Source organism: Bradyrhizobium sp. BR13661 (assembly GCF_029892425.1).
Lineage (GTDB): Bacteria > Pseudomonadota > Alphaproteobacteria > Rhizobiales > Xanthobacteraceae > Bradyrhizobium.
This window is the reverse complement of sequence record NZ_JARXWB010000002.1, coordinates 135718-159697: the sequence shown is the minus strand read 5'-3', so window position 1 is coordinate 159697 and position 23980 is coordinate 135718. Positions and strand designations below refer to the sequence as shown.

Annotated in this window: 22 protein-coding genes; 10 read left to right on the top strand and 12 right to left on the bottom strand. The window is 64.3% G+C overall.

Annotated features, from left to right (window positions below):
- Positions 1-183 precede the first annotated feature (183 nt).
- From M2427_RS03900 to M2427_RS03880, 5 genes are read left to right on the top strand one after another with little or no spacing between them, the layout of a single operon-like run.
- Entirely contained in the window at positions 184-1059 is an 876-nt protein-coding gene (locus M2427_RS03900; RefSeq protein WP_280704855.1) for a branched-chain amino acid ABC transporter permease, read from the top strand.
- Complete coding sequence (locus M2427_RS03895; protein ID WP_280704854.1) at positions 1056-2054, top strand: branched-chain amino acid ABC transporter permease; 999 nt, start codon at positions 1056-1058, stop codon at positions 2052-2054. The genes M2427_RS03900 and M2427_RS03895 overlap by 4 nt, the downstream gene beginning before the upstream one ends.
- Entirely contained in the window at positions 2051-2794 is a 744-nt protein-coding gene (locus M2427_RS03890) for an ABC transporter ATP-binding protein (protein ID WP_280704853.1), read from the top strand. The genes M2427_RS03895 and M2427_RS03890 overlap by 4 nt, the downstream gene beginning before the upstream one ends.
- Before the next feature lie 12 nt (positions 2795-2806).
- On the top strand, positions 2807-3544 hold the full coding sequence (locus tag M2427_RS03885; RefSeq protein WP_280704852.1) for an ABC transporter ATP-binding protein: 738 nt from the start codon (positions 2807-2809) through the stop codon (positions 3542-3544).
- On the top strand, positions 3541-5412 hold the full coding sequence (locus tag M2427_RS03880; protein ID WP_280704851.1) for a sugar phosphate isomerase/epimerase and 4-hydroxyphenylpyruvate domain-containing protein: 1872 nt from the start codon (positions 3541-3543) through the stop codon (positions 5410-5412). Before M2427_RS03885 ends, M2427_RS03880 begins: the two co-directional genes overlap by 4 nt.
- A 41-nt stretch (positions 5413-5453) precedes the next feature.
- Here M2427_RS03880 and M2427_RS03875 read toward each other — a convergent pair whose 3' ends face one another.
- The gene (locus tag M2427_RS03875) at positions 5454-5744 is read right to left on the bottom strand and encodes a hypothetical protein (RefSeq protein ID WP_280704850.1); all 291 of its coding nucleotides are present in this window, start codon (positions 5742-5744) and stop codon (positions 5454-5456) included.
- Between the two features lie 205 nt (positions 5745-5949).
- The gene (locus tag M2427_RS03870) at positions 5950-7122 is read right to left on the bottom strand and encodes an ABC transporter substrate-binding protein (RefSeq protein WP_280704849.1); all 1173 of its coding nucleotides are present in this window, start codon (positions 7120-7122) and stop codon (positions 5950-5952) included.
- Positions 7123-7424: 302 nt separating this feature from the next.
- Between M2427_RS03870 and M2427_RS03865 the strand changes: the two genes are divergently transcribed.
- Both M2427_RS03865 and M2427_RS03860 read left to right on the top strand, forming a co-directional pair.
- A complete protein-coding gene (locus M2427_RS03865) occupies positions 7425-8687 on the top strand; it encodes an NAD(P)/FAD-dependent oxidoreductase (protein ID WP_280704848.1) in 1263 nt (420 codons plus the stop codon).
- A 161-nt stretch (positions 8688-8848) separates the two neighbouring features.
- A complete protein-coding gene (locus tag M2427_RS03860) occupies positions 8849-9646 on the top strand; it encodes an SPFH domain-containing protein (RefSeq protein WP_280704847.1) in 798 nt (265 codons plus the stop codon).
- Between the two features lie 60 nt (positions 9647-9706).
- Here M2427_RS03860 and M2427_RS03855 read toward each other — a convergent pair whose 3' ends face one another.
- A complete protein-coding gene (locus M2427_RS03855) occupies positions 9707-10918 on the bottom strand; it encodes an ABC transporter substrate-binding protein (protein WP_280704846.1) in 1212 nt (403 codons plus the stop codon).
- A gap of 37 nt (positions 10919-10955) precedes the next feature.
- Positions 10956-12164: a cytochrome P450 gene (locus tag M2427_RS03850; RefSeq protein ID WP_280704844.1), complete on the bottom strand. Its 1209-nt coding sequence runs from the start codon at positions 12162-12164 to the stop codon at positions 10956-10958.
- Positions 12165-12247: 83 nt separating this feature from the next.
- Here M2427_RS03850 and M2427_RS03845 point away from each other — a divergent pair, with 83 nt between their 5' ends.
- A complete protein-coding gene (locus M2427_RS03845; protein ID WP_280705206.1) occupies positions 12248-12751 on the top strand; it encodes a MarR family winged helix-turn-helix transcriptional regulator in 504 nt (167 codons plus the stop codon).
- A 229-nt stretch (positions 12752-12980) separates the two neighbouring features.
- On the opposite strand, the gene M2427_RS03840 is transcribed toward M2427_RS03845, so the two are convergent.
- The gene (locus tag M2427_RS03840) at positions 12981-14828 is read right to left on the bottom strand and encodes a feruloyl-CoA synthase (RefSeq protein ID WP_280704843.1); all 1848 of its coding nucleotides are present in this window, start codon (positions 14826-14828) and stop codon (positions 12981-12983) included.
- Between the two features lie 147 nt (positions 14829-14975).
- Here M2427_RS03840 and M2427_RS03835 point away from each other — a divergent pair, with 147 nt between their 5' ends.
- Together M2427_RS03835 and atzF are read left to right on the top strand one after the other, a co-directional pair.
- Positions 14976-15470: a MarR family winged helix-turn-helix transcriptional regulator gene (locus tag M2427_RS03835; RefSeq protein ID WP_280704842.1), complete on the top strand. Its 495-nt coding sequence runs from the start codon at positions 14976-14978 to the stop codon at positions 15468-15470.
- A gap of 193 nt (positions 15471-15663) precedes the next feature.
- Positions 15664-17481 carry an allophanate hydrolase gene (gene atzF, locus M2427_RS03830; RefSeq protein ID WP_280704841.1) on the top strand — a complete coding sequence of 606 codons (1818 nt, stop codon included), beginning with the start codon at positions 15664-15666 and terminating at the stop codon, positions 17479-17481.
- A gap of 8 nt (positions 17482-17489) precedes the next feature.
- Here atzF and M2427_RS03825 read toward each other — a convergent pair whose 3' ends face one another.
- The 7 genes from M2427_RS03825 to M2427_RS03795 form a co-directional block, all read right to left on the bottom strand.
- On the bottom strand, positions 17490-18212 hold the full coding sequence (locus tag M2427_RS03825; RefSeq protein WP_280704839.1) for a GntR family transcriptional regulator: 723 nt from the start codon (positions 18210-18212) through the stop codon (positions 17490-17492).
- A 4-nt stretch (positions 18213-18216) separates the two neighbouring features.
- Complete coding sequence (gene hpxZ / locus M2427_RS03820) at positions 18217-18609, bottom strand: oxalurate catabolism protein HpxZ (RefSeq protein WP_280704838.1); 393 nt, start codon at positions 18607-18609, stop codon at positions 18217-18219.
- 12 nt (positions 18610-18621) lie between these two features.
- Entirely contained in the window at positions 18622-20016 is a 1395-nt protein-coding gene (locus M2427_RS03815) for an AtzE family amidohydrolase (RefSeq protein WP_280704837.1), read from the bottom strand.
- Positions 20017-20023: 7 nt separating this feature from the next.
- Complete coding sequence (locus M2427_RS03810) at positions 20024-20203, bottom strand: DUF4089 domain-containing protein (protein ID WP_280704836.1); 180 nt, start codon at positions 20201-20203, stop codon at positions 20024-20026.
- A 29-nt stretch (positions 20204-20232) separates the two neighbouring features.
- Entirely contained in the window at positions 20233-21954 is a 1722-nt protein-coding gene (locus tag M2427_RS03805) for an ABC transporter ATP-binding protein (protein WP_280704834.1), read from the bottom strand.
- An 88-nt stretch (positions 21955-22042) separates the two neighbouring features.
- Positions 22043-22942 (bottom strand): ABC transporter permease, encoded by a 900-nt coding sequence (locus M2427_RS03800; RefSeq protein WP_280704833.1) that lies wholly within the window; start codon positions 22940-22942, stop codon positions 22043-22045.
- A gap of 4 nt (positions 22943-22946) precedes the next feature.
- Entirely contained in the window at positions 22947-23960 is a 1014-nt protein-coding gene (locus tag M2427_RS03795) for an ABC transporter permease (RefSeq protein WP_280704831.1), read from the bottom strand.
- Positions 23961-23980: the final 20 nt, after the last annotated feature.

Below are 23980 nucleotides of genomic sequence, written 5' to 3'. Positions count from 1 at the left end.
CGCGGGGAGAAATCCTTCTTCTCCCTCTCCCCGTTCTTACGGGGAGAGGGGTGGGGTGAGGGGCCGCTTCCGCAATGGCGGTGACAGTTGAATTCGCGGAGATAGCCCCTCACCCCGCCCCTCTCCCCGCAAGTGCGGGGCGAGGGAGACGACGGAGCCGGGCAAGGGACACGAAAGAGGAACATGTCAAATCTGTTCGATCTTCTGGTCGCGGGCCTCGCCACCGGCGCGATCTATGCGCTGGTGGCGGTCGGTTTCACGCTGCTGTGGCAGACCTCGCAGACCATCAATTTCGCCCAAGGCGAGTTCGTGATGCTGCCGGCGTTTTTGATGCTGGCGGTGATGCATGTCGGCGCGCCGTTCTGGCTCGCGATCATCCTCGGCATCCTGCTCTCGATGATCCTGCTCGGCCTCGCGTTCAAGATGCTGCTGGTGGATCCAATGATGCGCCATGGCGTGCTGCCACTGGCAATCGCGACGATGGCGCTGGCGATCGGGATCAAGGAGGCGGTGAAGCAATTCTTCAGCGCGGAGGCGTCGCCTTTCCCGTCGATCGTGCCCACAGGCGACATCTCCATCCTCGGCTACGCTGTATCGCTGCAAAGCATCGGCGTCCTCGCCGTCGCCATCCTCGCCGTTTTCGGCCTGACGACGCTGCTCAACCGCACCTCGCTCGGCCACCAGATGCAGGCGGCGGCGCAGAACCCGACGGTCGCACGCATCATCGGCGTGCCGGTCGAGCGCATGATCCTGCTGACCTTCCTGATCAACGCCTTCCTGGTCGCGCTGGCCTCGCTGCTGATCACGCCGATCTATCTGGCAAAGTTCTCGTCCGGCGAAGTGCTGGGCCAGGCCGCCTTCATCGCGGCGATCGTCGGCGGCTTCAACCAGGTGCGCGGCGCCATCGCCGGAGGCCTCTTGATCGGCGTGCTCGACAACCTCGCCGCCGCCTATGTCTCGACGCAGTACCGCGCCGCGGTGCCGATGATCTTCCTGATCGCCGTCATCCTGTTCCGGCCACAAGGGCTGCTCGGCCGCGCCGAGGAGCGCACGGTATGAGCGGTTTCGCCAAACCCCTGAAGATCGCGCTCGGCCTCATCGTCGTCGCCGGTCTGATCGTGATTCCCATGAACTTCAACCGCTACGGCCTGTTCATCCTTAGCCAATGGGCGGTGATGACCATCGCCGCGATGGGCCTCAACCTCACGCTCGGCTATGCCGGACAGGTATCGCTGGCACAGGGCGCTTTCGTCGGCATCGGCGCCTATGCTTCCGCGATCATGACGACGCATGGCTGGCCGCTGCCGGCCGCGATCGTAGCGGCGATCGTGCTTGCCTTCGCGGTCGGCTGGGTGCTCGGTTATCCCGCGCTGCGCGTGCAGCATCACTACCTCGCCTTCGTCACGCTCGCCTTCTCGACGCTGGCCTTCCTGGTGTTCCGCAACGAGAGCTGGCTCACCGGCGGCATCTACGGGATCTCCAATATTCCCCGTCCCCACTTTTTCGGCATCCCGACCAACAAGCCGCTGCCGTTCTATTATGTCTGCCTCGGCTCGCTTGCGATCGTATCGCTCGCGGTGTGGTGGCTGATCCGCTCACCCTGGGGCCGCGCCTTCATGGCGCTGCGCGAGAATCCGCTGCGCGCCCAGTCGCTCGGCATCGACACCCGCCGCTACACGTTGATGGCCTTCGCGATCGGCTCGGCACTCGGCGGCGTCGCCGGGGCGCTCTACGCGCCACTGACGCAATATATCGACCCCGTTCCGTTCAACCTGTCGCTCTCGCTCGATCTCCTGATGATGGTGATCGTCGGCGGCGCCGGATTCTATTTCGGCCCCTTCCTGGGAGCGATGATCGCGGTGCTGCTGCCGGAATGGCTGCGCTTCACCGAAGGCTACTATCTGATGCTCTACGCGGTCGCGGTGATGGGGCTTCTGATCTGGTCACCGACCGGCATTCTCGGGATCCTCGACCGCACCACGGCCGCCCGACGCACCAAGGCGGCCTCAGCGCTGCGCGCCGTCGCCAAATCCCGCCTGGAGACGGCGCAATGAGTGCGGTGCTCGAAGTCACAGATATCAAGAAGAGCTTTGGCGGCATCACCGCAGTCGACGGCGTCTCCTTCGACGTGCGCGAAGGCGAGATCCTCGGCCTGATCGGCCCGAACGGCTGCGGCAAGTCGACGTTGTTTAACTGCATTCTCGGCCAGCTCACTCCGACGGGCGGCGAGGTCAAGCTCGACGGCAAGCTCGTTACCGGCCTGCGCCCGTCAGAACTGAACAAGTTGGGCGTCAGCCGCACCTTCCAGCTCCTGCAAGTCTTTCCAAAACTCTCCGTGCGCGAGAACCTGATCCTCGCGGGACAGGAGCACCAGGGCAACATGGCCTCGCGCCTGGTCGGCCGCTCCGATGCCGGCCTGACAGATGCAGCCAACCAGATGATCGGCTTCTTCAAGCTCGACCATCTCGCCGACGAGCCGGCCGGCGGCCTCTCCTACGGCCAGCAAAAGCTGCTCGATGCCGCGATGGCGTTCATGGGTGGGCCCCGCCTGGTGCTGCTCGACGAACCCGCCGGCGGCGTCAACCCGTCGATGCTGGCGGATCTCAAGGACAGGCTCGTCGCCATCAACCGCGAGAAGAACGCGACCTTCGTCGTGATCGAGCACAACATGGAATTCGTGATGTCGCTGTGTTCGCGCGTAATGGTGATGGCGGAGGGCAAGGTGCTGGCGATGGGACGGCCGGACGAGGTCCGCAAGAACCCCGCCGTGATCGAAGCCTATCTCGGACATTAGGGAGCGCGAGCCATGAGCGACCCGATCCTCTCGGTTCACAATCTCGTCGGCGGCTACGGCAAGATGACGATCTTGAACGGCACCACATTCGCGGTGCCGCCGGCGACGATTACCACGATCATCGGCCCTAACGGCGCCGGCAAATCCACCGTGTTCAAGGCGATCTTCGGCCTCCTGAAGCTGCGCGAAGGCAAGATCAGCTTTGCCGGACGCGATGTCACGAACCTGAGCCAGCGCGCGCTGCTCAATGCCGGCATCTGCTACGTGCCGCAGGGCCGCAACATCTTTCCCGAGCTCTCGGTCCGCAGCAACATCGAGCTCGGCGGCGTTTCCGCCGGCAAAGGCATCGACCTCCCGGCACGAATCGAGGCCGCCCTTGATCTGTTTCCCGCGCTGAGGAAGAAGTCGACGCAGCAGGCGTCGACGCTTTCGGGCGGCGAGCAGAAGCAGCTCGAGATCGCGCGCTCGCTGCTGCTCGAACCGAAGCTGGTGCTGATCGACGAACCCTCGATCGGCCTGTCGCCGCTGATGGTGCAGCAGACCTTCGACATTCTCAAATCCTTGCGCGACCGCGGCGTCACCGTTTTGATGATCGAGCAGAACGCCCGCTCGGCGTTGGAAATCTCGGACATCGGCATCGTGCTCGAACTCGGCCAGACCCGCATGGTCGACGGCGCGAAGCGCATCTTGAACGATCCAAGAATCGGCCAGCTCTTCCTCGGGGGAGCCATGGAGGAGACAGCAGCATGAACAAACGCTCGATCGCAACCGTCTCTCTCTCAGGCGCCCTGGACGAAAAGCTGCGCGCCATTGCATCCGCGGGCTTCGAGGCGGTCGAGATCTTCGAGAACGATTTGCTATCGTTCGGTTCTGGCCCACGCGACATCGCAAAGCTCTGCAAGGACCTCAATCTCGAGATCTGTGCATTCCAGCCGTTCCGCGATTTCGAGGGCATGCCGGAGCCGCAGCGCGCGCGCAACTTCGCCCGCGCGGATCGCAAGTTCGATCTGATGCAGGAGCTCGGTACTGACCTGTTGCTGATCTGCTCCAACGTGTCGCCCGCCTCGCTCGGCGGTATCGACCGCGCCGCGGATGATTTTCGCGAGCTCGGCGACCGCGCCGCCAAGCGCGGCTTGCGCGTCGGTTACGAGGCGCTGGCCTGGGGCCGCCACGTCAACGACTATCGCGACGCCTGGGAGATCGTGCGGCGCGCCGATCATCCTGCGATTGGCGTCATCCTCGACAGCTTTCATGCGCTGGCGCCAGGCTTCCCCGTCCGCGCGATGGCCTCGATCCCCGGCGACCAGATCTTTCTGGTGCAGCTCGCCGATGCGCCCAAGCTCGAGCTCGACATTTTGTCGTGGAGCCGGCACTTCCGCTCATTCCCCGGCCAGGGCGACCTGCCAGTCGTCGAATTCATGCAGGCAATCGCGGCGACTGGCTATTCCGGCCCGTGGTCGCTCGAGATCTTCAACGACCAGTTCCGCGCCGGCTCGGCGGCGCAGACCGCGGTCGACGGCCTGCGCTCGCTGATCCTGCTGCAGGACCAGCTTGCACCCGATTGGCCGAAGCTGGTCGGCGAACCGCTGGCACCGAAGGCCAAGAGCAGCGGCACCGGCTTCATCGAGTTCGCCGTCAACGAGACCAAGGCCGGCGAGCTTGCGCATTTGTTTTCGCAACTCGGCTTCCGCAAGACCGGTAAGCATCGCAGCAAGGCGGTGGAGCGCTGGTCTCAGGGTAAGGTCGAGCTTGTGATCAACTCCGAGACCGACGGCTTTGCGCATTCGCATTACGTGACCCACGGCCCCGGCGTCTGCGCCATCGCGCTCGATGTCGACAATGCCGGCCTTGCCATGCAGCGGGCCGAGACGCTGAAGGCGCGTACCTTCTACCAGCCGGTCGGACCGGGCGAGCTGGAGATCCCCGCGATCCACGGGGTCGGCGGCAGCCTGCTCTATTTCCTCGATCAGGCCGGCAAGAACTGGGACACGGATTTCGAAGCCATCGCAAGCGATGCCAGCGCGGATGCGCTGCTCGCGGTCGACCATATCGCGCAGTCGATGCCCTATGACGACATGCTGTCCTGGCTGCTGTTCTACACCGGCATCCTCGACCTCAAGCGCCTGCCGCAGATGGAGATCGCGGACCCTCGCGGGCTCGTTCAGAGCCAGGCGCTCATCAATGGCGACCAAAGCCTGCGCTTCGTCGTCAACGGCTCCTCCGCCAACCGCACGCTGCCGGCGCGTTTCATCTCGGAGTTCTTCGGCTCGGGCGTGCAGCACGTCGCGTTCGCGTGCGAGGACATCTTCGCCACCGTCGCCGCGATGCGCGCCCGCGGCGCCGGCTTCCTCGACATCCCCGACAATTACTACGACGACATCGAAGCCAAATACGACCTCGCCCCTGATGTCATGGCCAAGCTCCGCACCAACCACATCCTCTACGACCGCGAGGGCGACGGCGAATTCTTCCAGGTCTACACCCACATTTTCGACGAGCGCTTCTTCTTCGAGATCGTCGAGCGCAGGAGCTACCAGGGCTTTGGCGCGCCCAATGCCGGCATCAGACTCGCGGCGCAGGCACGCGAGGTGCGACCCGCGAGCATCCCGCGGGTGTGAGGCGGATGCGGCGCCCGTCTCGCCGCATCTCGCTGCAACACTTAAGTCGCGATCTTTCGGCGAATGGACCGGATCGCCTCTGCGGACGTCAACGCAGCCCCCCACGCGATATCAGGCAAATCGCCGAGCAGGTTCGAGAGCTCGACGTTGAGCGCCCGAAGCCGCGCATTCTCCTCGAGCAATTGCAAGACCTCGTTCGACGGCGATTCATCGTCGTCGAACTCCTCCCGTAGTTGCGGCGATAGAAGTTCGAGAGCATCGTCGGACACGATTCCGTCCGCCGTTGAATTAATTGTCCGCGCCTTAGACTGCGATAAATCTTTGTCACTCATCGGCGAGTCCCCCAAGGACATGCCCCCGGCCCTATTCAGATAGGTTCGAATCAATCGTTGGCGGATTTGAGTCTGAAATCGGACCGGCGCAAGATTTTGCGCGGCGCGCTCAAGCGGGAGCCGTCATCAATCGGTCGCAGCCCACCGGCGCAAGCAAGGCGAGAACTTCCCCTCTCCGCGCGAGGAAAGGGGAAGAGGCAAGGCCTCACTTCATCGGGCACTTGTCGTGGAAGCGGTCCTGATCGTTGGTGACGATGGTCGCGACGGTCTTCAGCCCGAGCTCGCCACCGGCGCCCTTCACCACGTCCTGCAGATAGAAGTTCTGGATCGGGATGTGGTTGTTGCCGTATTTGAACGCGCCGCGCAGTGACTTGAAGTTGGCCTTTTCCATTTCGGCCTTCATCGCATCCTTCTTGGAGGTGTCACCGCCGACGGCGACCACCGCACTGTTGATGAGCTGAGCCGCGTCATAGGCCTGCGCACCATAATAGCTCGGGCGAGCGCTGGGATATTTCGCGCGGTAGTCGGCGACGAACTTCTTGTTCTGCTCGTTGGGCAAGTCGTTCACCCACTCCTGCGCACCGGGCACGCCGAACGCATTCTCCTTCTGCAACGGCAGCGTCGTCTCGTCGACGGTGAAGGCGGTATAGAGTGGCATGGTGCTCTTCATGCCGGCCTGGACATATTGATTGAGGAACTGCGCACCGGCCGCACCGGGATAGAATACGAAGATCGATTCGGCACCGGAGGCACGGGCTTTCGCCAGCTCAGCCGAGAAGTCGAGCTGGCTCGGCCACACCGTGTATTCCTCACCCTTGACCTCACCTTTGAACGTGCTCTTTACGCCCGCAAGCATGTCCTTGCCGGCGGCGTAGTTCGGCCCGATCAGGAACACGCTCTTGACGCCGTTCGCGTTCATGTAGAGGCCCATGGCGGCCGGCGTCTGGTCGTTCTGCCACGAGGTCGAAAACACGTAAGGGCTGCACAGTTCGCCCGCGAGCTGCGACGGGCCGGCATTGGCGGAGATCATGAAGGTTTGCGAATCCACCGCGGTCTTGAGCGAAGCCAGCAGCACGTTCGACCAGATGTAGCCGACGAGAAAATCGACCTTGTCGGACTGCACCAGCTTCTCGGTCTTCTGCTTGCCGACGTCAGGCTTCTGGCCATCGTCCTCATAGATCACCTCGACAGGCTTGCCGCCCATCTTGCGCCCGAGATGATCGAGCGCGAGCTCGAAGGAGTTGCGCATGTCGTTGCCGATCACGGCGGTCGGGCCGCTGAAGGTCGAGACGAAACCGATCTTGATGCTGTCGCCGGCGAATGCCGGACTTGCCAGAACCAGCGCCGCTGCGCCCGCCAGCCAGAATGCCGTCCTCATAACCACTCCCCTCCAAATTATTGATCCCGGAAACCGGGTGATCGCCGCCCCGGGTCACTCGCTATTGAACGCAAAATCCGTCGCGCCGCCAATGGCTCAGTGCCCGCCCCTGCACCATATTTCGCCCCAAATGGGGATGGCAAGAAATATAATGCTACTCACTTCGGCTGAGGCTGCGGCGCTTTTTCACGGGGAATATCGATACGCCGAGCCTATGCAGTGATTGATGACAGCTATTGGACCTCAGCGCTCAATCCGCTCTTAAATGAAGGTGAGACGCAGCGAGATTCGAAGGGTGCATCATGGCCGCAACTCCCCATCGCGTTGTCATCGTCGGGGCCGGCTTCGGCGGGCTGGAGACGACCTACCGGCTCGCGGGCGCGCCGGTCGAGATCACGCTGATCGACCGCCGCAACCACCATCTGTTTCAGCCGCTGCTCTACCAGGTCGCGACCGCATCGCTTGCGACCAGCGAGATCGCCTGGCCGATCCGCCATCTCATGCGCGACCGGCGCGAGGTGACGACGCTGTTTGCGACGGTCAGCGGCGTCGATGCTGACAGGCGCTGCGTGCTGATCGACGACGGCAGCGAGGTGCCCTACGACACGCTTGTGCTCGCGACCGGCGCACGCCACGCCTATTTCGGCCATGACGAGTGGGAGACATGGGCACCGGGCCTGAAGACGCTGGAAGATGCCACCACGCTCCGCCGGCACATTCTGGTGGCGTTCGAGCGCGCCGAGCGCGAGACCGACCCGGCAAGGCGCGCGGCGCGGCTGACCTTCGTCATCGTCGGCGCCGGTCCAACCGGCGTCGAACTCGCCGGCACCATCGCCGAGATGGCGCACCACACCCTGCCCGGCGATTTCCGCAATATCGACACGACCAAAGCGCGCGTGGTGTTGATCGAAGCCGGACCGCGCGTGCTCGGGGGTTTTCCTGACGACCTCTCGGCTTACGCGCAGGCCTCGCTCGAAAAAATCGGCGTCGAGGTTGTGCTCGGGCAAGCCGTCACCGAAATCAACCGCGAGGGCGTCGTGTTCGGCGGTCAGCTGTTGAATGCCAAGACACGGATCTGGGCTGCCGGCGTGCGCGCTTCGCCCGCCGCCGAATGGCTGGGCGCGCCGGCGGATCGCGCCGGGCGCGTGCAGGTGGAGTCGGATCTCACCATCCCCGGCCATCCCGAGATCTTCGCGATTGGCGACACCATCAACATCAACGCCTGGGACGGCAAGCCTGTGCCGGGCATCGCGCCGGCGGCGAAGCAGCAGGGCAAGCATGTCGCCGAGACCATCAGGGCGCGACTGCGCGGCGAGAGCAAGGGCGCGTTCCGCTACAAGCACGCCGGCAGCCTAGCCCAGATCGGAAAGCGGCTCGCGGTCATCGACTTCGGCAAGGTCAAACTGCGTGGCACCATCGCCTGGTGGATCTGGGGCATCGCCCACATCTACTTCCTGATCGGCCTGCGTCACCGCCTCAGCGTCGCGCTGAGCTGGCTCTGGATCTACGCACGAGACCAGCGCGCGGCGCGGCTGATCACGCAGGGGAGCAGCAAGGTGGTGTAGGGCTTCTTCCACCTTTCCTGCACCGTTCAATCGAGACGCCGTGATCCAGTCGTCAAGAGGCTAACTGCGAAAAATATGCCCAAGGGTGCACGGCCGGCGGCCTTGAAAAGGGGGGATCGGCGTCACTTAATTTGCCGCGCAATGAATAACAGGAGGCATCCATGCTCATCATGGAGCTTGTCGCCGCACATCCTTATCTGACGATCATCGTTCTTCTAGCACTCGCCTATTTCCTCGGGAGCATTCGCGTCGCAAATCAATATGAACGCAGCGTCGTGTTCCGGCTTGGCAGATTTAACCGCACCGCCGGCCCGGGCCTGTATCTGGTCTGGCAGTTTCTCGAATGGCAGACCAAGCTCGATTTGCGCACCATCACCGCGAATGTCGAGCAGCAGGAAGGCATCACACGCGACAACGTGCCGATCAAGGTCGACGCAGTGGTCTGGTATCGCATCGTCGATCCCGAGCTTGCGGTCATGGAGGTCAAGGCCGTTTCCAATGCGGTCGTGCAAGTCTCGCTGACGACGCTCCGTGCCGTGCTCGGGCAGCATACGCTCGATGAAATCCTGAAAGCGCAGGACACCATCGCCGAGGTCATGCAGAAAGCAATCGACACGACCACTGAGCCCTGGGGCGTCAAGGTCGAGCTGGTGCAGATGAAGAGCGTGGAGATTCCGCCGAGCATGCAGCGCGCACTTGCTCAGGAAGCTGAAGCGCTCCGCGAAAAGCGCGCCCGTCTGATCAAGGCCGAGGCCGAGCTCGACGCGGCCGAGCAATTGCGCCAGGCCGCCGAAGTCATCATGCAGAACCCCGCCGGCCTCGAGCTCCGCCGCATGCAGATGATCACCGAAGTCGGCGCCGAGCAGAACACGATGACGCTGGTGATGATGCCGAGCGAGTTCGTCTCGATGGCGCGAGGGATTGCAGATGCAGCGAAAGTGATGGCCGCGAAGGAGTGAGACGCCGTTCCACCGCGGGTGCCCTTTCCCTTCCCCCTTGCGGGAGAGGGTGCAGTTTCGCTACTTCACCAGCTCGCACCCACCTTCCGCCATCGGCCGGAACGCCTGCTCTGCCGGGATCGTCGAGACCAGCTTGTAATAATCATACGGATATTTCGACTCCTCCGGCTTCTTCACCTCGAACAGGTACATCGGATGCACGACGCGGCCGTCCTGGCGGATCGCGGTGTCGCCGAACAGCTTGTCCTTGCCTCTGAACTTCTTCATCTCCGGCACGACATCCTTGGCGTTATCGCTGCCGGCCGCGGCGACCGCGTTGAGATAAGCAAGCGTGGAGGCATAGACCCCCGCCTGGTTGCCGCTCGGCATCTTGCCGTTCATGCCGGGCCGCGCAGCAAAGCGTTTTGCGAAGGCGCGGGTGTCGTCGTTCATATCCCAATAGAAGGCTTCCATGAGCTGAAGCCCCTGCGCGACCTTGAGGCCCATGCCGTGGACGTCGTTGATGAAGAGCAGGAAGGCAACGAGCTTCTGCCCGCTCTGCTGAATGCCGAATTCGGCGGCCTGCTTCACGGCGTTGATGGTGTCACCGCCGGCATTGGCGAGGCCGATCACTCGCGCCTTCGAACCCTGCGCCTGCAACAGGAACGAGGCGAAGTCCGACGTGCCGAGCGGATGTTTTGAGGAGCCCAGCACCTTGCCGCCGTGCCCTTCGATATACTTCTGCGCTTCCGCCTCGATGCCCTTGCCGAGCGCGTAGTCGACCGTCAGGAAATACCAGTCCTTGCCGCCGCGCGACATCATCGCCGCTGCCGTGGTGTTGCCGGTTGCCCAGGTGTCGTTGACCCATTGAATGGTATTGGGCGAGCAGGCCTTGCCGGTGAGATCGGCGCTCGCGGTCGACGACGCGAGGTACGTCATGCGGCTATCGCGCAGCAGCGTGTTGATGGAGAGGCCGACCGCCGAATTCGGCACGTCGACGATGGCATCGACGCCTTCGACATCGAGCCATTTGCGCGCAATCGCATTGCCGACATCGGCCTTGTTCTGGTGATCGGCATAGACGATCTCGACCTTGATGCCCTTGCCGCCGCCGTTGAAATCCTCGGCCGCCATGCGCGCGGCCTCGACCGAGCCCATGCCGTTGGTGTCCTGGAAAATGCCGGAGATGTCGTTGAGCACGCCGACGCGCACGACATTATCTGAAATCTCGGCGCTCGCCGCGCTGCCGATCAGGCTCGCTGCCAGCGCGAGCGTCCACTTCAAATTCCTCATTGATCCCTTCCCTTCATTGTTTTCGTCGCCAGCAGCGTCATGCCGGCGTGATCGCGACCGGCAAGCTGTCGAGCCCGCGCAGCGTGTTGTTGAAACGCCGCTTCGGCTCGCCCGCGATCTCGATCTTCTCGATGCGGCGTGCCAGCGCCGAGAGCATCGTCTCGCCCTCGAGCCGCGCCACAAGCTGACCGACGCACATGTGAATGCCGGAGCCGTAGCCGACATGGCCCGATGTGCGACGGGTGATGTCGTAGCTGTCGGGCTGATCCCAGCGTCTGGGATCGCGGTTGGCCGCGGCGAGGAACATCAGCACCTTCTCGCCCTCGCCGATCCCCGCCCCCGACAGTTCGACTTCCCGCGTAGTGGTGCGGAAAAACGTCTGCACCGGGCTCTCGAACCGCACAGCCTCCTCGAACGCATTGCGCGCGAGCGTGAGGTCGCCGCGCAGGCGCTGCCACTGATCTGGAAAGCGAGCCAGGCAATAGAGGGCCGCGCCGATGCCATTGACCGTGGTGTCGAGGCCGGCAGACAGCAGCGAACGCACCAGCAGCGGGGCCTCGGTCGCCGTGATCACACCCTCGTCGACATGGGCATGGATGCAGGCGCCGATACCACCGGGCGTGAGGTTGTCCCGCTGGCACTGATCGGTGACATAGGCCTGGTGTGGTGCCGAACGCGCGATTGCGTCCTGGCGCAGCTGGTTCGGCGGGCCGAACGCGTTGAAGACGAGGCTTGCATACGGGATGAGGTGATCGCGGCCCTCAGGCTTCAACCCCAACGCGTCGGGGAAGATCGAGAGCGGATAGGCTTCCGCAAGATCGGCAATCGCATCGAAGCTGCGCTTTTGGATCAGCAGTTCGACCCGCTCCTCCGCCGCCGCGGCAAAGCGGTCGCGCAGCCCCTTCATCACGGTCGGCGACAACACTTTTGCCAGCACGGCGCGGGTCCGGCTGTGCTCCGGCGGATCGGCCTCGAGGATCAGACTCGGCGGCCGCCACGGCGTTTCCTTCTTGAAGTCGGAGAGACCAACGCCGCGGCTGGAGCAGAAGGTGGCGGGATCGTTCAGCACGGCATGCACTTCGGCGTAGCGCGCCACGCCATAGAGTTTCCATTTGTCGAGATAGACCACCGGGCCGGTCTCCCGCAGCAGTTCGTGGGCCGGATAGGGATCGGCAAGAAAGTTCATGTCGAAGGGATCGACATCGAGATGCGGGACGCCTGATGTCGCGGAGCCGGGTGCGCTCATGAAAGTCCTCCCTCATTTTGATCTTGTGAAAGGGCGGCGCTTGCCTTTAGGTCATTGGCCACGCCGTGAAACAGATTCCCGAGATGCCGCTTTCGACCAGATCCCGCCAAAAACCTGCGCCCACTGATGCCGGGCCGACGCTCGATCTTGATCGTTACGTGCCGGCCTTCATCACTTTCATCGCCAACAAGCTCTCGAACAGTGCGACCGCATTCTATCAGAAGCAGTTCGGCGTCAACGTCACGGAATGGCGGATCATGTCGCTGCTGGCGATCGAGCCCGGCATCCCGGCCTCGCGCATCTGCCACGTTATTGGTTTCGACAAGGGCCCGGTGAGCCGCACGCTTGCCGGCCTGGAGAAGCGCGGGCACGTGTCGATCCGCACCGATCCGAACGACGGCCGCACCCATTCGATCTCGCTGACGGCGAAGGGCCGCACCACCCACGACAAGGTCATCGCCGCCGCGTTCGAACGGGAGCGGCGGCTGCTGTCGTGTCTGTCGAAAGACGAGCGCGAGGTGCTGATCGATCTGCTGCGCCGGCTGCACGAGAATCTCGGCGCCGTGACCGGCGGCACCGAGAGCTGACGGGGGACGCGCCAGGCGCGATCCCGTATCACTTTCAGGCATGCGCAGGCGCTTGCCCGCGGCACCCTCTCTGCCGAGCATCGTCTCCTCCATGAACAGGCGCAGCGGTTTCCTCGCCGTCATCCTTGTCTGGAACGGTTCGCACAAATTAGTTGCTTCGGCAACAAAAGAATCGTGCGGTATATTGCGGCAGGATGGCTGGCTTATTGCTCAACTTGATCCGGCGACGCTAAAGGGCGATCCAATCAACCGATGCATCGTCATTCAAGAGCTTGACCGCATCGGCCCGCCGCGTCAGCACGGCGCGCTGGTTGATGTAGCCCTTGTCGGTGATCTCCCCGCCGTCAACCGATGGCGGATCGGCGAGCAACAATGCGCGCGTGGCGTGGCCGGAGGAGTTGGGGCCCTGCTGCTTCAGTTTTGCCAGGCCGTGCGCGACGGCAGTCCTGACCTTCTCATGCGCCAACACGTCGTTCACGCTCGCCGCCTCGGGCAGACCGGCATGAGCGCGACACGCGGCAATGTTCGGGAACACCAGAAAGCGTACCTCGTCGCCGCCATGGCCGGCGACGACGATGTCCTGCGCCAGCGGCGCCAAGGCGGCGATACCAGCGATACGCAAGGTGCCGACGCTGACCCAGGTGCCGGAGTTCAGCTTGAAATCTTCCGCGACGCGGCCGTCGAAGAACAGGCCGCGCTCTGGCCGCTCACGATCAGCAAGCTTCACGGCGTCGCCGATGAGATAGAAACCCTCCTCGTCAAAAGCCTGCTTCGTCAGTTCAGGCGCTTTCCAGTAGCCTGGCGTGACATTGGGGCCGCGCACGCGCACCTCCAGCTTGTCGCCGGAAGTGACGAGCTTCAATTCGGTCCCGGGAATCGGCACGCCGATATTGCCGGAACGCTCGGCGAGGAAATGGCAGTCCGCCGCCAGCGGCGAGGTTTCGGTCGAGCCCCAGGCCGAGACCATCGGTAGCGCACGGCCCATAGTCTTGATCGAGAGCTCTTCCAGAGCATCCCACAGATTCTGCGGCAGCGCGGCGCCGGCATAGAACGCGAATTTCACGTCGCTGAAAAAGCGTCGGCGCAGCTCCTCGTCGCCGCGTAGCGCCGCAATCAGCATATCGAAGCCGCGCGGCACGTTGAAATAGACCGTCGGCATCACGCTTTTCAGATTGGCCAGCGAGGTCGAGAACAGGCCCGGCGCCGGCTTTCCGCCGTCGATGTAAAGCGAGCCACCATTGCGCAGGACAAGATTGAAATTGTGGTTGGCGCCGAAGGTGTGGCTCCAGGGGAGCCAGTCGAGAATGACGAGATCGCCACCCTGCTCGAGAAAGGTCCAGGTCTGTGCCTTCGCCTGCTGGCTCGAGGTCAGCATGCGCTGGGTGTTGATGACCGCCTTGGGCGTGCCGGTGGAACCAGAGGTGAACAGGAATTTGGCGATCGTATCGGGCGTCACCTTCGCGAAAGCTGCTGCGACATCTGGTGTCTCAGGGGTAGCCGCGATGGCGCGGAAGGCGAGCGCATCGGCATCACCAGCATTGCCGCTGATGATCTGCGCTTTATGCAGCGGCCTGATCGCAGCCAGCGCCGCGGCAAATGGTTTGGTCGCGGACACGTAGATCGCACCGGGCTCAAGCAGCGCGATCATGCTTTTCAGCTTGTCGAAATCCCTGGACATCAGCGAATAGGCCGGCGAGATCGCGGCTGACGGTACGCCGACATGCTGCGCTGCAAGCGCAAGCAACGCATGATCGATGCCGTTGTCGGAGAGAATGACGACGGGACGCTCCGCGCTGAGCCCCTGCGCCACGATCCACGACGCCGCCGCGCGGACCCGCCGCAGGGCTCCCGCGTAAGTCACGGTGGCCCACGGCGTGTCGGCGCCGTCGCGTTCGGCGAGGAAGATCGTGTCCGGCGTTTGCCGCGCCCATTGCTCCAGCCAATCACCGATACAGCGCGCGCTCTCGCGCAGAGGCTCCGGCGAACGCAGGACGATGCTGCCGTCAGCGCGATGCTCGGCGACGGTCTTGGGGGTTGCGAACAGGCTCGAAGCGTCACCGCGCGGGGCTGACGTCATAGTTCCTCCTCGCCCGTATCCGGGATCGGTCGCAGCCTCGTTCCGGGCCGCCTTGGCCATAATGTTGGGCATGGCAATTGTTGTCGTCAACAACAATCTTTCGCTGGAACCGCCGAGCCGCTAAGGTTGGGCGGCAGGAGACCTGATGTGACCGCCAGTGCAGCCCAGACTCCCCAACGGAAACGCGCCGTCAATGGCGCGGCGCGGCGGATCGACACGGACGAGATCGGCCTCGACGCACTGGTCGGCCATGCCGGCTATGCGGTACGGCGCTTCCAGATCTGGATCTTTCAGGATTTCATCAAGACGCTCGGTGACGTCGACATCCGGCCGACGCAGTATTCGGTGCTGACGGTGATCGGCGCCAATCCCGGCCTGTCGCAGATGGCGGTGGCCAAGCGGCTCGGCATCGAGCGCGCCCGGCTGGTGCATCTGCTCGACAGCCTCGAGCAGCGCAAGCTCGTGAAGCGGATCAAGTCCAAATCAGATCGGCGCTCGCACGCGCTGCACCTCACCGCCCAAGGCGAGACAGCACTGACGAAGTTCAAGCGCCTCGCCGCCGAGCACGAGCGGCATGTCGAGGAGAAGATCGGCAAGGCGAACCGCGAGCGGCTGCTGCAGATCCTCGCTGGCTTTACCTGATCGTCACTGCTCATGATTTGAGCAGATGCCCGTTACGAGGCGGCGGGATCGCGGCCCGGTCGATCGTCAAAATATCGCACAACCCACTGATCTCACGATAATATCGGAAGCATCAGGTCTGCCCGGATTCTGTACACAATGGCACATCGCTTGCTTCGTTCCGGGTGACGCATGTTGCCGGAGTTTTGTCGCCATGAAGGCTGAAATGGGGGCTGAGCAGCCTGAAACGATCGCCGCGATTGTGGCCGCGCATCGCGCGGGCACGCTCACGCCGGCGCAGACGGTCGCGCGGACCTATCAGCGCATCCGCGACCACAATGACCCAGCCGTCTTCATCAGCCTGCGCGACGAGAAGGACGCGATCGCGGAAGCCGAAAAGCTCGCCGCGAAGGACGCCGCAAGCCTGCCGCTCTACGGCGTGCCAGTTGCGGTGAAGGACAACATCGACGCCCTGGGCTTTCCGACCACGGCGGCGTGCCCGGCGTTCTCCTACAATCCGACACACGATTCGACCGCGGTGGAACGGCTGCGCGCCGCGGGCGCGATCATCATCGGCAAAACCAATCTCGACCAGTTCGCGACCGGTCTCGTCGGCGTGCGTTCACCCTATGGCATTCCCAAAAATTCGATCCGCGAGGATCTCATTCCCGGCGGATCGAGCTCGGGCTCGGCCACCGCCGTCGGTGCGGGCCTCGTACCGCTGACGCTCGGCACCGACACGGCCGGCTCGGGCCGCGTGCCCGCGATGCTCAACAACATCGTCGGGCTGAAACCGAGCCTCGGCATGATCTCGACCGCGGGTCTCGTGCCGGCCTGCCGCACGCTCGACTGCATTTCGGTGTTTGCGCTGACGGTGGACGACGCCGCGCTCGCACTGTCCGTCATGGCGGGCCCCGACCAGGCCGATCCGTTCTCGCGCGACCGGCCGCTTGGCGCACTCACGCAGTTCCAGGCAAACCTCCGCCTCGGCGTGCCGCGCAATGGGCAGCTGATCTTCTTCGGCGACAGGAAATCGGAAGCCGCCTATGCAGATGCGCTGAAACGCTGGACCGCGCTCGGCGCAACGCTGGTCGAGTTCGATCTCGAACCGTTCTACGAGACGGCGCGGCTGCTCTATGAGGGCCCCTGGGTCGCCGAGCGCTATCTCGTGATCAAGAATCTGCTGGCGTCCGCGCCGGACTCTATTCATCCGGTGACGCGCGAGATCACCGCGGCAGGTGCGCGGCTCACGGCGGCAGACACCTTCTCTGCGCTCTATCGCCTGCAGGGCCTGCGCAAGATCGCTGAACGCACCTTTGCAAACATCGACGCGCTGGTGCTGCCGACCGCGCCGACGGCATATACGACCGCGCAGGTGCTCGCCAATCCGATCGAGCTCAACAGCCGGCTCGGCACCTACACCAATTTTGTCAATCTGCTCGACCTCTGCGGTCTCGCCGTGCCGGCGGCGATGCGCGCAGACGGCATTCCGTTCGGGATCACGCTGCTCGCGCCCGCGGGACGCGATGCGATGCTTGCGAGTATTGGCCGGGTCTTCCATGCCGACACCAGGCTGACGGTTGGCGCGAAGGGCGTCGCGCAGGCGCCGCTCGCCTCCCTTCCCGCAGGCAGTGGCGACGAGATCCCGATCGCCGTCGTCGGCGCGCATCTGTCGGGCATGGCGCTGAACGGCGAGCTGAAAGCACTTGATGCAAAGCTGATCGAGGCGACGAAGACCGCGCCCGACTACATGCTCTACGCGCTAAAGACCACGCCGCCGAAGCCGGGCCTGCTACGCGTCGAGGCCGGCAAGGGCGCGTCAATCGAGCTGGAGATCTGGTCGCTGTCGCCGTCCGCCTTCGGCAAGTTCGTCAACGCGATCCCGGCGCCGATGGCGATCGGCACAATTCGATTGGCCGATGGCCGCAGCCTGAAGGGCTTTCTGGTCGAGCCGGAAGTGCTGGGCGAGGCGCGGGATATCACCAGCTATGGCGGCTGGCGGAAGTTCATGGCGGAAGCAGCCACGGCGTAGGCGCGGCCCTACACCGACACCGCGTAAATCTCGTACTCCCCGCGCACCAGCTCGATATGCGCACGCATCGCGGCGGCGGCGCCCTGCTTGTCGCCGCGCATGATGGCGACGACGACACGGTCGTGCTCGGCTTGCGACTTTGCCAGGCGGCCGAGATTGCGGAACTGGGCGCGACGGAATGGTTGTACGCGCACCCTCGTCGCAAGCGTGATCTCGGCGATGTAGCCGTTCTGCGATCCTGCATAGATCGTGTTGTGGAAGCGCTCGTTGACCTCGTGGAAGCGATCGGGATTACCGGCGTAGCTGAGCACACGCAGCTCTTCGTGGACCGCCTCCAGGCCATGGCGCTCGGCGGCCGACATGCGCTCGGCGGCAAGGCCGGCGCACAGTGCCTCCAGCTCCGCCATCGCCTCGAACATGCTTTTGAGACGCTCGATCGAGGGCTGCGCGACGACCGCGCCGCGATGCGGCCGCGCTTCGACCAGGCCGCTCGCGACCAGCTGGCGCAGCGCCTCGCGCACCGGCGTCCGCGACACGCTGAAGCGCCGCGCGATGTCGGTTTCGTCCAGCGGCGCCCCGGGGGCCAGGGTTCCACGCACGATCTCGTCGGCAAGCTGGAGACGGAGTTCCTCGGCGCGCGTGACCTTCTGCACCGACGGCAGCGCCCGGTCGACGCGCGGCACCACCGGCTCGGCCGGCAGTATCCCGGGCGGAAAATCGTCAAGCGTCATACGGTCAGGTCTCTTTCGTCTCGTCGATGATGCTGACATGGGCGGCGACGACGCGCCAGCCCTCCGGGAAGCGAATCCAGGTCTGCATCTGCCGGCCGACCTTGCCGGGAGCCGTATCGCGATAGAACAGAGTCGAGGCGACCGCCGTGTCCCGGCCGTAGCTCGAGATCACCGTTTTGGCGGTGCGGCGGTTCAGCCCAACCGGCGAGCGGCCGGCGCGAAAGCCGGAGATCGCCTCATAGCCGTAGAGGTTCTCGCCGATGCCGTAGCGCAGCGTGCGGGGATCGTTGCGGAACAATTCGCCGAGCACGGCGACGTCGTTGCTGACGAGGGCCTGCTCATAGCGTTCGAACGCGGCTTTGACTTCCGCGATCACGTCGGGGAGATCGATCTCCATCTCAAAATCCTCTCAAAATCCCCTTGGGGCTGGCGCTGCGACCACGCCCATCTTTTCCAATGCGTACGCGACGCGTAGCGCGATGTCCTCGCGCCAGGGCGCGCAAATGATCTGCACGCCGATCGGCAGCGGCTCGAGTGGTACCGGCACCGCAACGACAGGCAGGCCGATGAACGAGATCGGTTGGGTGTGGATGCCGATATTGGCGCGCACCGGCAACTCGACGCCATCGAGATTGAAATTCACCTGGCCGAGCTTTGGTGCGGTGCAGGGCGTCGCCGGCGCGAGCAGCACGTCGACGGACTTGAAGATGTCGGCAAGCTGCGCGCGATACCAGCGGCGGAATTTTTGCGCGCGGTCGACCAACGGTGCGGGCACCATCGCGCCCGCAATCAGCCGGTCGCGCACAGCGGCGTCGAAATCATTCGGACGCTTGCGCAGGCGATCGAGATGCAGCGAGGCGCCTTCGGTGGTGGTGATGACATAGGCCGCTGCCCGCGCGCGCGAGGCTTCGGGGATATCGATGACCTTGGTCGCGTTCAGGGCCTTGGCGACGCGGCTGACGGCTTCGACGGCTTCCGGAAACACGTTCTTCTGGAAATGGCCGCCGGCGATCGCGATACGCAGGTCCGAAATCGGATTGGCGATCAGCGGCAGCGTCGGCTCCAGACCACGCGAAGCGGTGCAGGCGGCATCGTCGGCATCCGGTCCCTGCATCGCATCATAGGCGAGCGCGAGATCGGTGACGGAGCGCGCGAACGGGCCGAGATGATCGAGGCTCGCCACGAACGGGAACGAGCGGGCGCGGGACAGCCGGCCATAGGTCGGCTTCAAACCAAAGATGCCGCAGAAGGACGACGGCACACGGATCGAACCGTTGGTGTCGGAGCCGAGCGCAATCGGCACCAGCGCGCCGCCGACGGCGCTCCCCGAGCCGCCGGAGGAGCCGCCGCTCATCCGCGTGGTGTCATGCGGATTGCGCGAGGGACCGTCGTGGACGTTCTCGCCGGTGAAGTCGTAGGCATATTCGCCCATGTTGAGCGCGCCGACGAGGACGGCGCCGGCCGCTTCCATCCGCTCGATCAGCGTCGCATCGCGCTTGGCGGGGGCGAGGTCGCGGTTGATCTTCGAGCCGGCGCGCGTGGCAAGGCCCGCGACGTCGAACAGGTTCTTCACCGCGAACGGCACGCCAGCGAGCGGGCCGACGCTCTTGCCGGCGGCGATGTCGGCATCGATCGCGCGCGCCTTGGCGCGGGCGCGATCGGCGGTGACGTCGGTGAAGGAGTTGAGGATGCCGTCGTGCTGCTTGATGCGCGCGAGCGCGGACTCGGTGGCAGCGAGTGCGGACAATTGGCCGCCGGCCACCGCCTTTGCGATGTCCGCGGCCGTCTCTGGCTTGGTGGTCATGGCAGCATCAGGCCGTGAAGATCGGCGCCGGCTCGGTCTCGTCCGGCAGCACGAATTCGTCGACCAGGCGGCCAAGCCGCAGCGAGACGTCGAGATTGGCGCGGATCGCCGGCCTCCAGGCCTCCTCGACCGGCAGCGCCAGCGCTTTCGATACGGCGTCGATATAATCGTCCAGCGGCTCGGCCATCACTCTCTCAAGCTGATCTCAGTGTACTCTTAGTGGACTTGTAACGGCGGATGCGGGATCGCCGTCAGCAGCTCCTTGGTGTAGTCGTCCTGCGGATCGCTCAGGACCTTCTCGGAAGAGCCTTCCTCGACGATCCGCCCCGTTCGCATCACAATGACACGATCGCACAACAAGCGCACTACATTCAAATCATGAGAGACGAACAGATAGCTCATACCTAGCCGGGCCTTGAGATCCTGAAGCAGGTTCAGGACGACGGCCTGCACCGAGACGTCCAGCGCCGCCGTCGGCTCGTCCAGGATCACGAGCTTCGGATGCAGGGCGATGGCGCGGGCGATGCCGACGCGGGCCTTCTGGCCGCCGGAGAGCTGGTGCGGAAAGCGATCCAGCAAATTGTGCGGCAGGCCGACCATGGTCGCCAGCTCCTCGCAGCGGGTGCGCAGCGCATCGCGGCCCCTGATGTCGCCGAGCTGCATGATCGGGTCGGCGATGGCGCGCACCGCGGTGAAGCGCGGGTTGAGGCTGTCGGTCGGATCCTGGAACACCATCTGGATGCGGCTGCGCTGCGGCAGCCGGGCGAAATTGGCAGGCGCAATGCCGCCGATGTCCTCGCCGTCGAACTGGATCAGGCCGGAGGTCTGGTCCAGTAGCCGCATCACCATCATCGAGGTGGTCGATTTGCCGCAGCCGGATTCGCCGACGAGGCCGACACTCTCGCCGTGGCCGATGGAGAAGCTGATGCCGTCGACGGCGCGGAACACATCGGGCTCGACGGGCGGCTTGCGACCGAACAGCTTTCCGAGCGTGGCGGTGGCGCCCTGGCGGGGATATTCCTTGACCAGCTTTTCGATGAGCAGGAGCGGCTTCTGGCTCTCTGCGGCGGTGCCCGGAGCGGAGGCCGCGGGCGCGGCCGACACAGCGCCTTCCTCCTCCGGCAGCAGATCGCGCAAGCTGACCCCCAGCCGCGGCGTCGCGCGCATCAGCTTCTTGGTGTAGGGGTGCTGCGGGTTGGCGAAGATGTCGGCGGCCTTGGCGGTCTCGACCACGCGGCCCTTTTCCATCACCACGACCCTGTCGCAATAGGCAGCGGCGAGGCCGAGATCGTGGGTGATCAGGATGGTCGACATCGCCTTGCGTTTTGTGAGTTCGACGATCAGGTCCATCACCGCTTTCTGCGTGGTGACATCGAGGCCGGTCGTCGGCTCGTCCGCGATCAGCAGCTGCGGATTGCAGGCGAGTGCAAGCGCGATGACGACGCGCTGGCACATGCCGCCTGACAACTCGAACGGATAGGCGTGATAGCGCTCGCGCGGGCGGGCGATCTTGACCTGCTCCAGCGCCTCGATCGCCTTTTCGCCGTGGTCCGAAACCATCGCCTGCTGCACATGGGTGCGCAGCACGTCCTCGATCTGGTCGCCGACTTTGCGGATCGGGTTGAGCGCGGCGCGCGGGTTCTGGAAGATCATCGAAACTTCGCGGCCGCGCAGATCGCGCATCTGGCTTTCAGTCGCGGCCTTGACGTCGATGCCGGAGAACATCACCGAGCCCTCGGCGATCTTGCCGGCACGGTCGAGGATGCGCATCACCGCATACGACGTCACCGACTTGCCGGAGCCGGACTCGCCGACGATGGCCAGCGTCTCGCCCTTGGCGACTGATATGTTGACGTGCTGCACGGCCTTGACGATGCCGCGGCGGGTGGTGAATTCGACGGTGAGATCCTGGACGTCGAGCAGCGGTTGGGCGGTCATCGCTCGCTCCTGTCGCTCGAGACGCCAAAAACAACCCCATGCACAGTAGAAAAACCACTGAAATCATTGGATAATTTCTGCCAGACCATCACGTCCTCCGCTGGGGGTCGACGATGTCGCGCAGGCCGTCGCCGAGGAGGTTGAAGCAGAACACGGCGATCATCAGCGCGAGGCCAGGGAACAGCGCGATCCACCATTCGCCTGACACCATGAAGCCCGCGCCCTCGGCGACCATGATGCCCCACTCGGCGGTCGGCGGCCGGACGCCGAGGCCGATGAAGGAGAGGCCAGCGGCGTTCAAAATCGCGTAGCCCATGGTCAGCGACATCTGCACGATCATGATCGGCATGATGTTGGGCAAGATGTGCACCAGGAGGATGCGGAACTCGCCATTACCCGAGAGCCGCGCGGCCTGAACGAAGCCGGCATTGCGGCGGACGTTGGCCTCGGCGCGCGCGACGCGGGCATAGAGCGGGAAGTTCACGATGGCGGTCGCCAGAATGATGTTCTGCACGGTATTGCCGAGCGCGGCGACAATGCCCATCGCCAGCACGAACAGCGGGAACGCCATGATGGTGTCGGCGATGCGGCCGACGATCCGGTCGGTCCAGCCGCCGAAATAGCCAGCCGCAATGCCGGCGAGGCCGCCCATCAGGAACACCAGCACGACGGAGGCGACCGCGATGAACGTATCCAGCCGCGTCGCCACGACGACGCGGCTGAAGATGTCGCGGCCGAGTTGGTCGGTGCCGAACCAGTGCGCGGCCGAGGGCGGCTTCAGCGCCGCCGCGGTGTCGGACGCCAGTGGATCGTACGGCACCACATAGGGACCGAAGACCGCGGCAAGGAGAATCACGATCAGCAGGGCGAAGGAAAAGCCCGTGACCTTGTTCTCGCTCAGGACATAGCGGGTCTGTTCGAGGATCGCAGTGAGTCCCGAGGTTCGCGCGGGACCGGCGGGCTCAACCGCAGGCGCAACGGAGCTCATTGGTTTAGCCCTCCAACCGCACGCGCGGATCGATCACGCCATAGAGAATGTCGATCACCAGATTCAAAAGCACGTACATCACCGCCATGGTGAGGACGAAACCCTGCACCGGCGCGAAGTCCGACGAGATCAGGGCTTCCACCGCGTAGGAGCCGATACCCGGCCAGGCGAACACTTTTTCCACCAGCACGTTGGCCCCCAGCAGGAACGAGAACACCATGCTGAGCGTGGTGATCACGGGCAGCATCGCGTTGCGGAAGGCGTAAGTGACGATGACGGTCGTCGGTGACAGGCCGCTGGCGCGCGCGGTGCGGACGAATTCGGACGCGAGCACCGCCAGCATCGAGGCGCGGGTCATGCGCGCGATCGGCGCCAGCGAGAAGATCGCGAGCGTCGTCGCTGGCAAAATGAGCTGGCTCAGCGCCGAGCGAAACGCCTCGAAGTCGCGGGCGATCAGCGTGTCGATCAGGTAGAAGCCGGTGACCGTGGGCGGCGCGCTGTAGAACACGTCGAGACGGCCGAGCGGCGCGGGTGACCAGCCGAGCTGGAAGTAGAAGAAGTACACCAGCACGAGGCCCGTGAAGAATACCGGCAGCGAGACGCCCGCTGTTGTCGTCACCCGACAGAGATGATCGACCCAGGATCCTGGTCGTGTCGCCGCCAGCACGCCGAGCGGAATGGCAATGACGATGGAGACGATGAGACCGAGCAGCGTCAATTCAGCCGAGGCCGGCAGGCGATTGCGGATTTCGGTCGCAACCGGCTGACCCGTGGTGAGCGAGTTGCCGAAATCGCCATGGGCGAGATCGTTGGTGTAGTGGAAGAACTGCTCGATCAGAGGCTTGTCGAGGCCGAGCTTTTTCCGGATCTGCTCGACGGCCTCCTTGGTCGCGGCGGGACCTGCGAAATATGCCGCCGGGTCGCCAGGGAGCGCGCGCGTCAGCAGGAAGGTGACGATGACGACGCCGATCAGCGAGGGAATCGCGAACATCAGGCGCTTGCCGATCATGGTCAGCATGGGGTGCTCCTGCGCTTGTT

What these genes read in the sequence shown, in the direction of transcription:
- M2427_RS03895 (WP_280704854.1), top strand. Translation starts at nt 1,056, where the DNA reads ATGAGCGGTTTCGCCAAACCCCTGAAGATCGCGCTCGGCCTCATCGTC.
- atzF (WP_280704841.1), top strand. Translation starts at nt 15,664, where the DNA reads ATGAAGGCTGAAATGGGGGCTGAGCAGCCTGAAACGATCGCCGCGATT.
- M2427_RS03795 (WP_280704831.1), bottom strand. Translation starts at nt 23,960, where the DNA reads ATGCTGACCATGATCGGCAAGCGCCTGATGTTCGCGATTCCCTCGCTG.
- M2427_RS03800 (WP_280704833.1), bottom strand. Translation starts at nt 22,942, where the DNA reads ATGAGCTCCGTTGCGCCTGCGGTTGAGCCCGCCGGTCCCGCGCGAACC.
- M2427_RS03815 (WP_280704837.1), bottom strand. Translation starts at nt 20,016, where the DNA reads ATGACCACCAAGCCAGAGACGGCCGCGGACATCGCAAAGGCGGTGGCC.
- M2427_RS03825 (WP_280704839.1), bottom strand. Translation starts at nt 18,212, where the DNA reads ATGACGCTTGACGATTTTCCGCCCGGGATACTGCCGGCCGAGCCGGTG.
- M2427_RS03805 (WP_280704834.1), bottom strand. Translation starts at nt 21,954, where the DNA reads ATGACCGCCCAACCGCTGCTCGACGTCCAGGATCTCACCGTCGAATTC.
- M2427_RS03850 (WP_280704844.1), bottom strand. Translation starts at nt 12,164, where the DNA reads ATGAGCGCACCCGGCTCCGCGACATCAGGCGTCCCGCATCTCGATGTC.
- M2427_RS03890 (WP_280704853.1), top strand. Translation starts at nt 2,051, where the DNA reads ATGAGTGCGGTGCTCGAAGTCACAGATATCAAGAAGAGCTTTGGCGGC.
- M2427_RS03900 (WP_280704855.1), top strand. Translation starts at nt 184, where the DNA reads ATGTCAAATCTGTTCGATCTTCTGGTCGCGGGCCTCGCCACCGGCGCG.
- M2427_RS03860 (WP_280704847.1), top strand. Translation starts at nt 8,849, where the DNA reads ATGCTCATCATGGAGCTTGTCGCCGCACATCCTTATCTGACGATCATC.
- M2427_RS03880 (WP_280704851.1), top strand. Translation starts at nt 3,541, where the DNA reads ATGAACAAACGCTCGATCGCAACCGTCTCTCTCTCAGGCGCCCTGGAC.
- M2427_RS03845 (WP_280705206.1), top strand. Translation starts at nt 12,248, where the DNA reads ATGCCGCTTTCGACCAGATCCCGCCAAAAACCTGCGCCCACTGATGCC.
- hpxZ (WP_280704838.1), bottom strand. Translation starts at nt 18,609, where the DNA reads ATGGAGATCGATCTCCCCGACGTGATCGCGGAAGTCAAAGCCGCGTTC.
- M2427_RS03875 (WP_280704850.1), bottom strand. Translation starts at nt 5,744, where the DNA reads ATGAGTGACAAAGATTTATCGCAGTCTAAGGCGCGGACAATTAATTCA.
- M2427_RS03885 (WP_280704852.1), top strand. Translation starts at nt 2,807, where the DNA reads ATGAGCGACCCGATCCTCTCGGTTCACAATCTCGTCGGCGGCTACGGC.
- M2427_RS03840 (WP_280704843.1), bottom strand. Translation starts at nt 14,828, where the DNA reads ATGACGTCAGCCCCGCGCGGTGACGCTTCGAGCCTGTTCGCAACCCCC.
- M2427_RS03855 (WP_280704846.1), bottom strand. Translation starts at nt 10,918, where the DNA reads ATGAGGAATTTGAAGTGGACGCTCGCGCTGGCAGCGAGCCTGATCGGC.
- M2427_RS03865 (WP_280704848.1), top strand. Translation starts at nt 7,425, where the DNA reads ATGGCCGCAACTCCCCATCGCGTTGTCATCGTCGGGGCCGGCTTCGGC.
- M2427_RS03870 (WP_280704849.1), bottom strand. Translation starts at nt 7,122, where the DNA reads ATGAGGACGGCATTCTGGCTGGCGGGCGCAGCGGCGCTGGTTCTGGCA.
- M2427_RS03810 (WP_280704836.1), bottom strand. Translation starts at nt 20,203, where the DNA reads ATGGCCGAGCCGCTGGACGATTATATCGACGCCGTATCGAAAGCGCTG.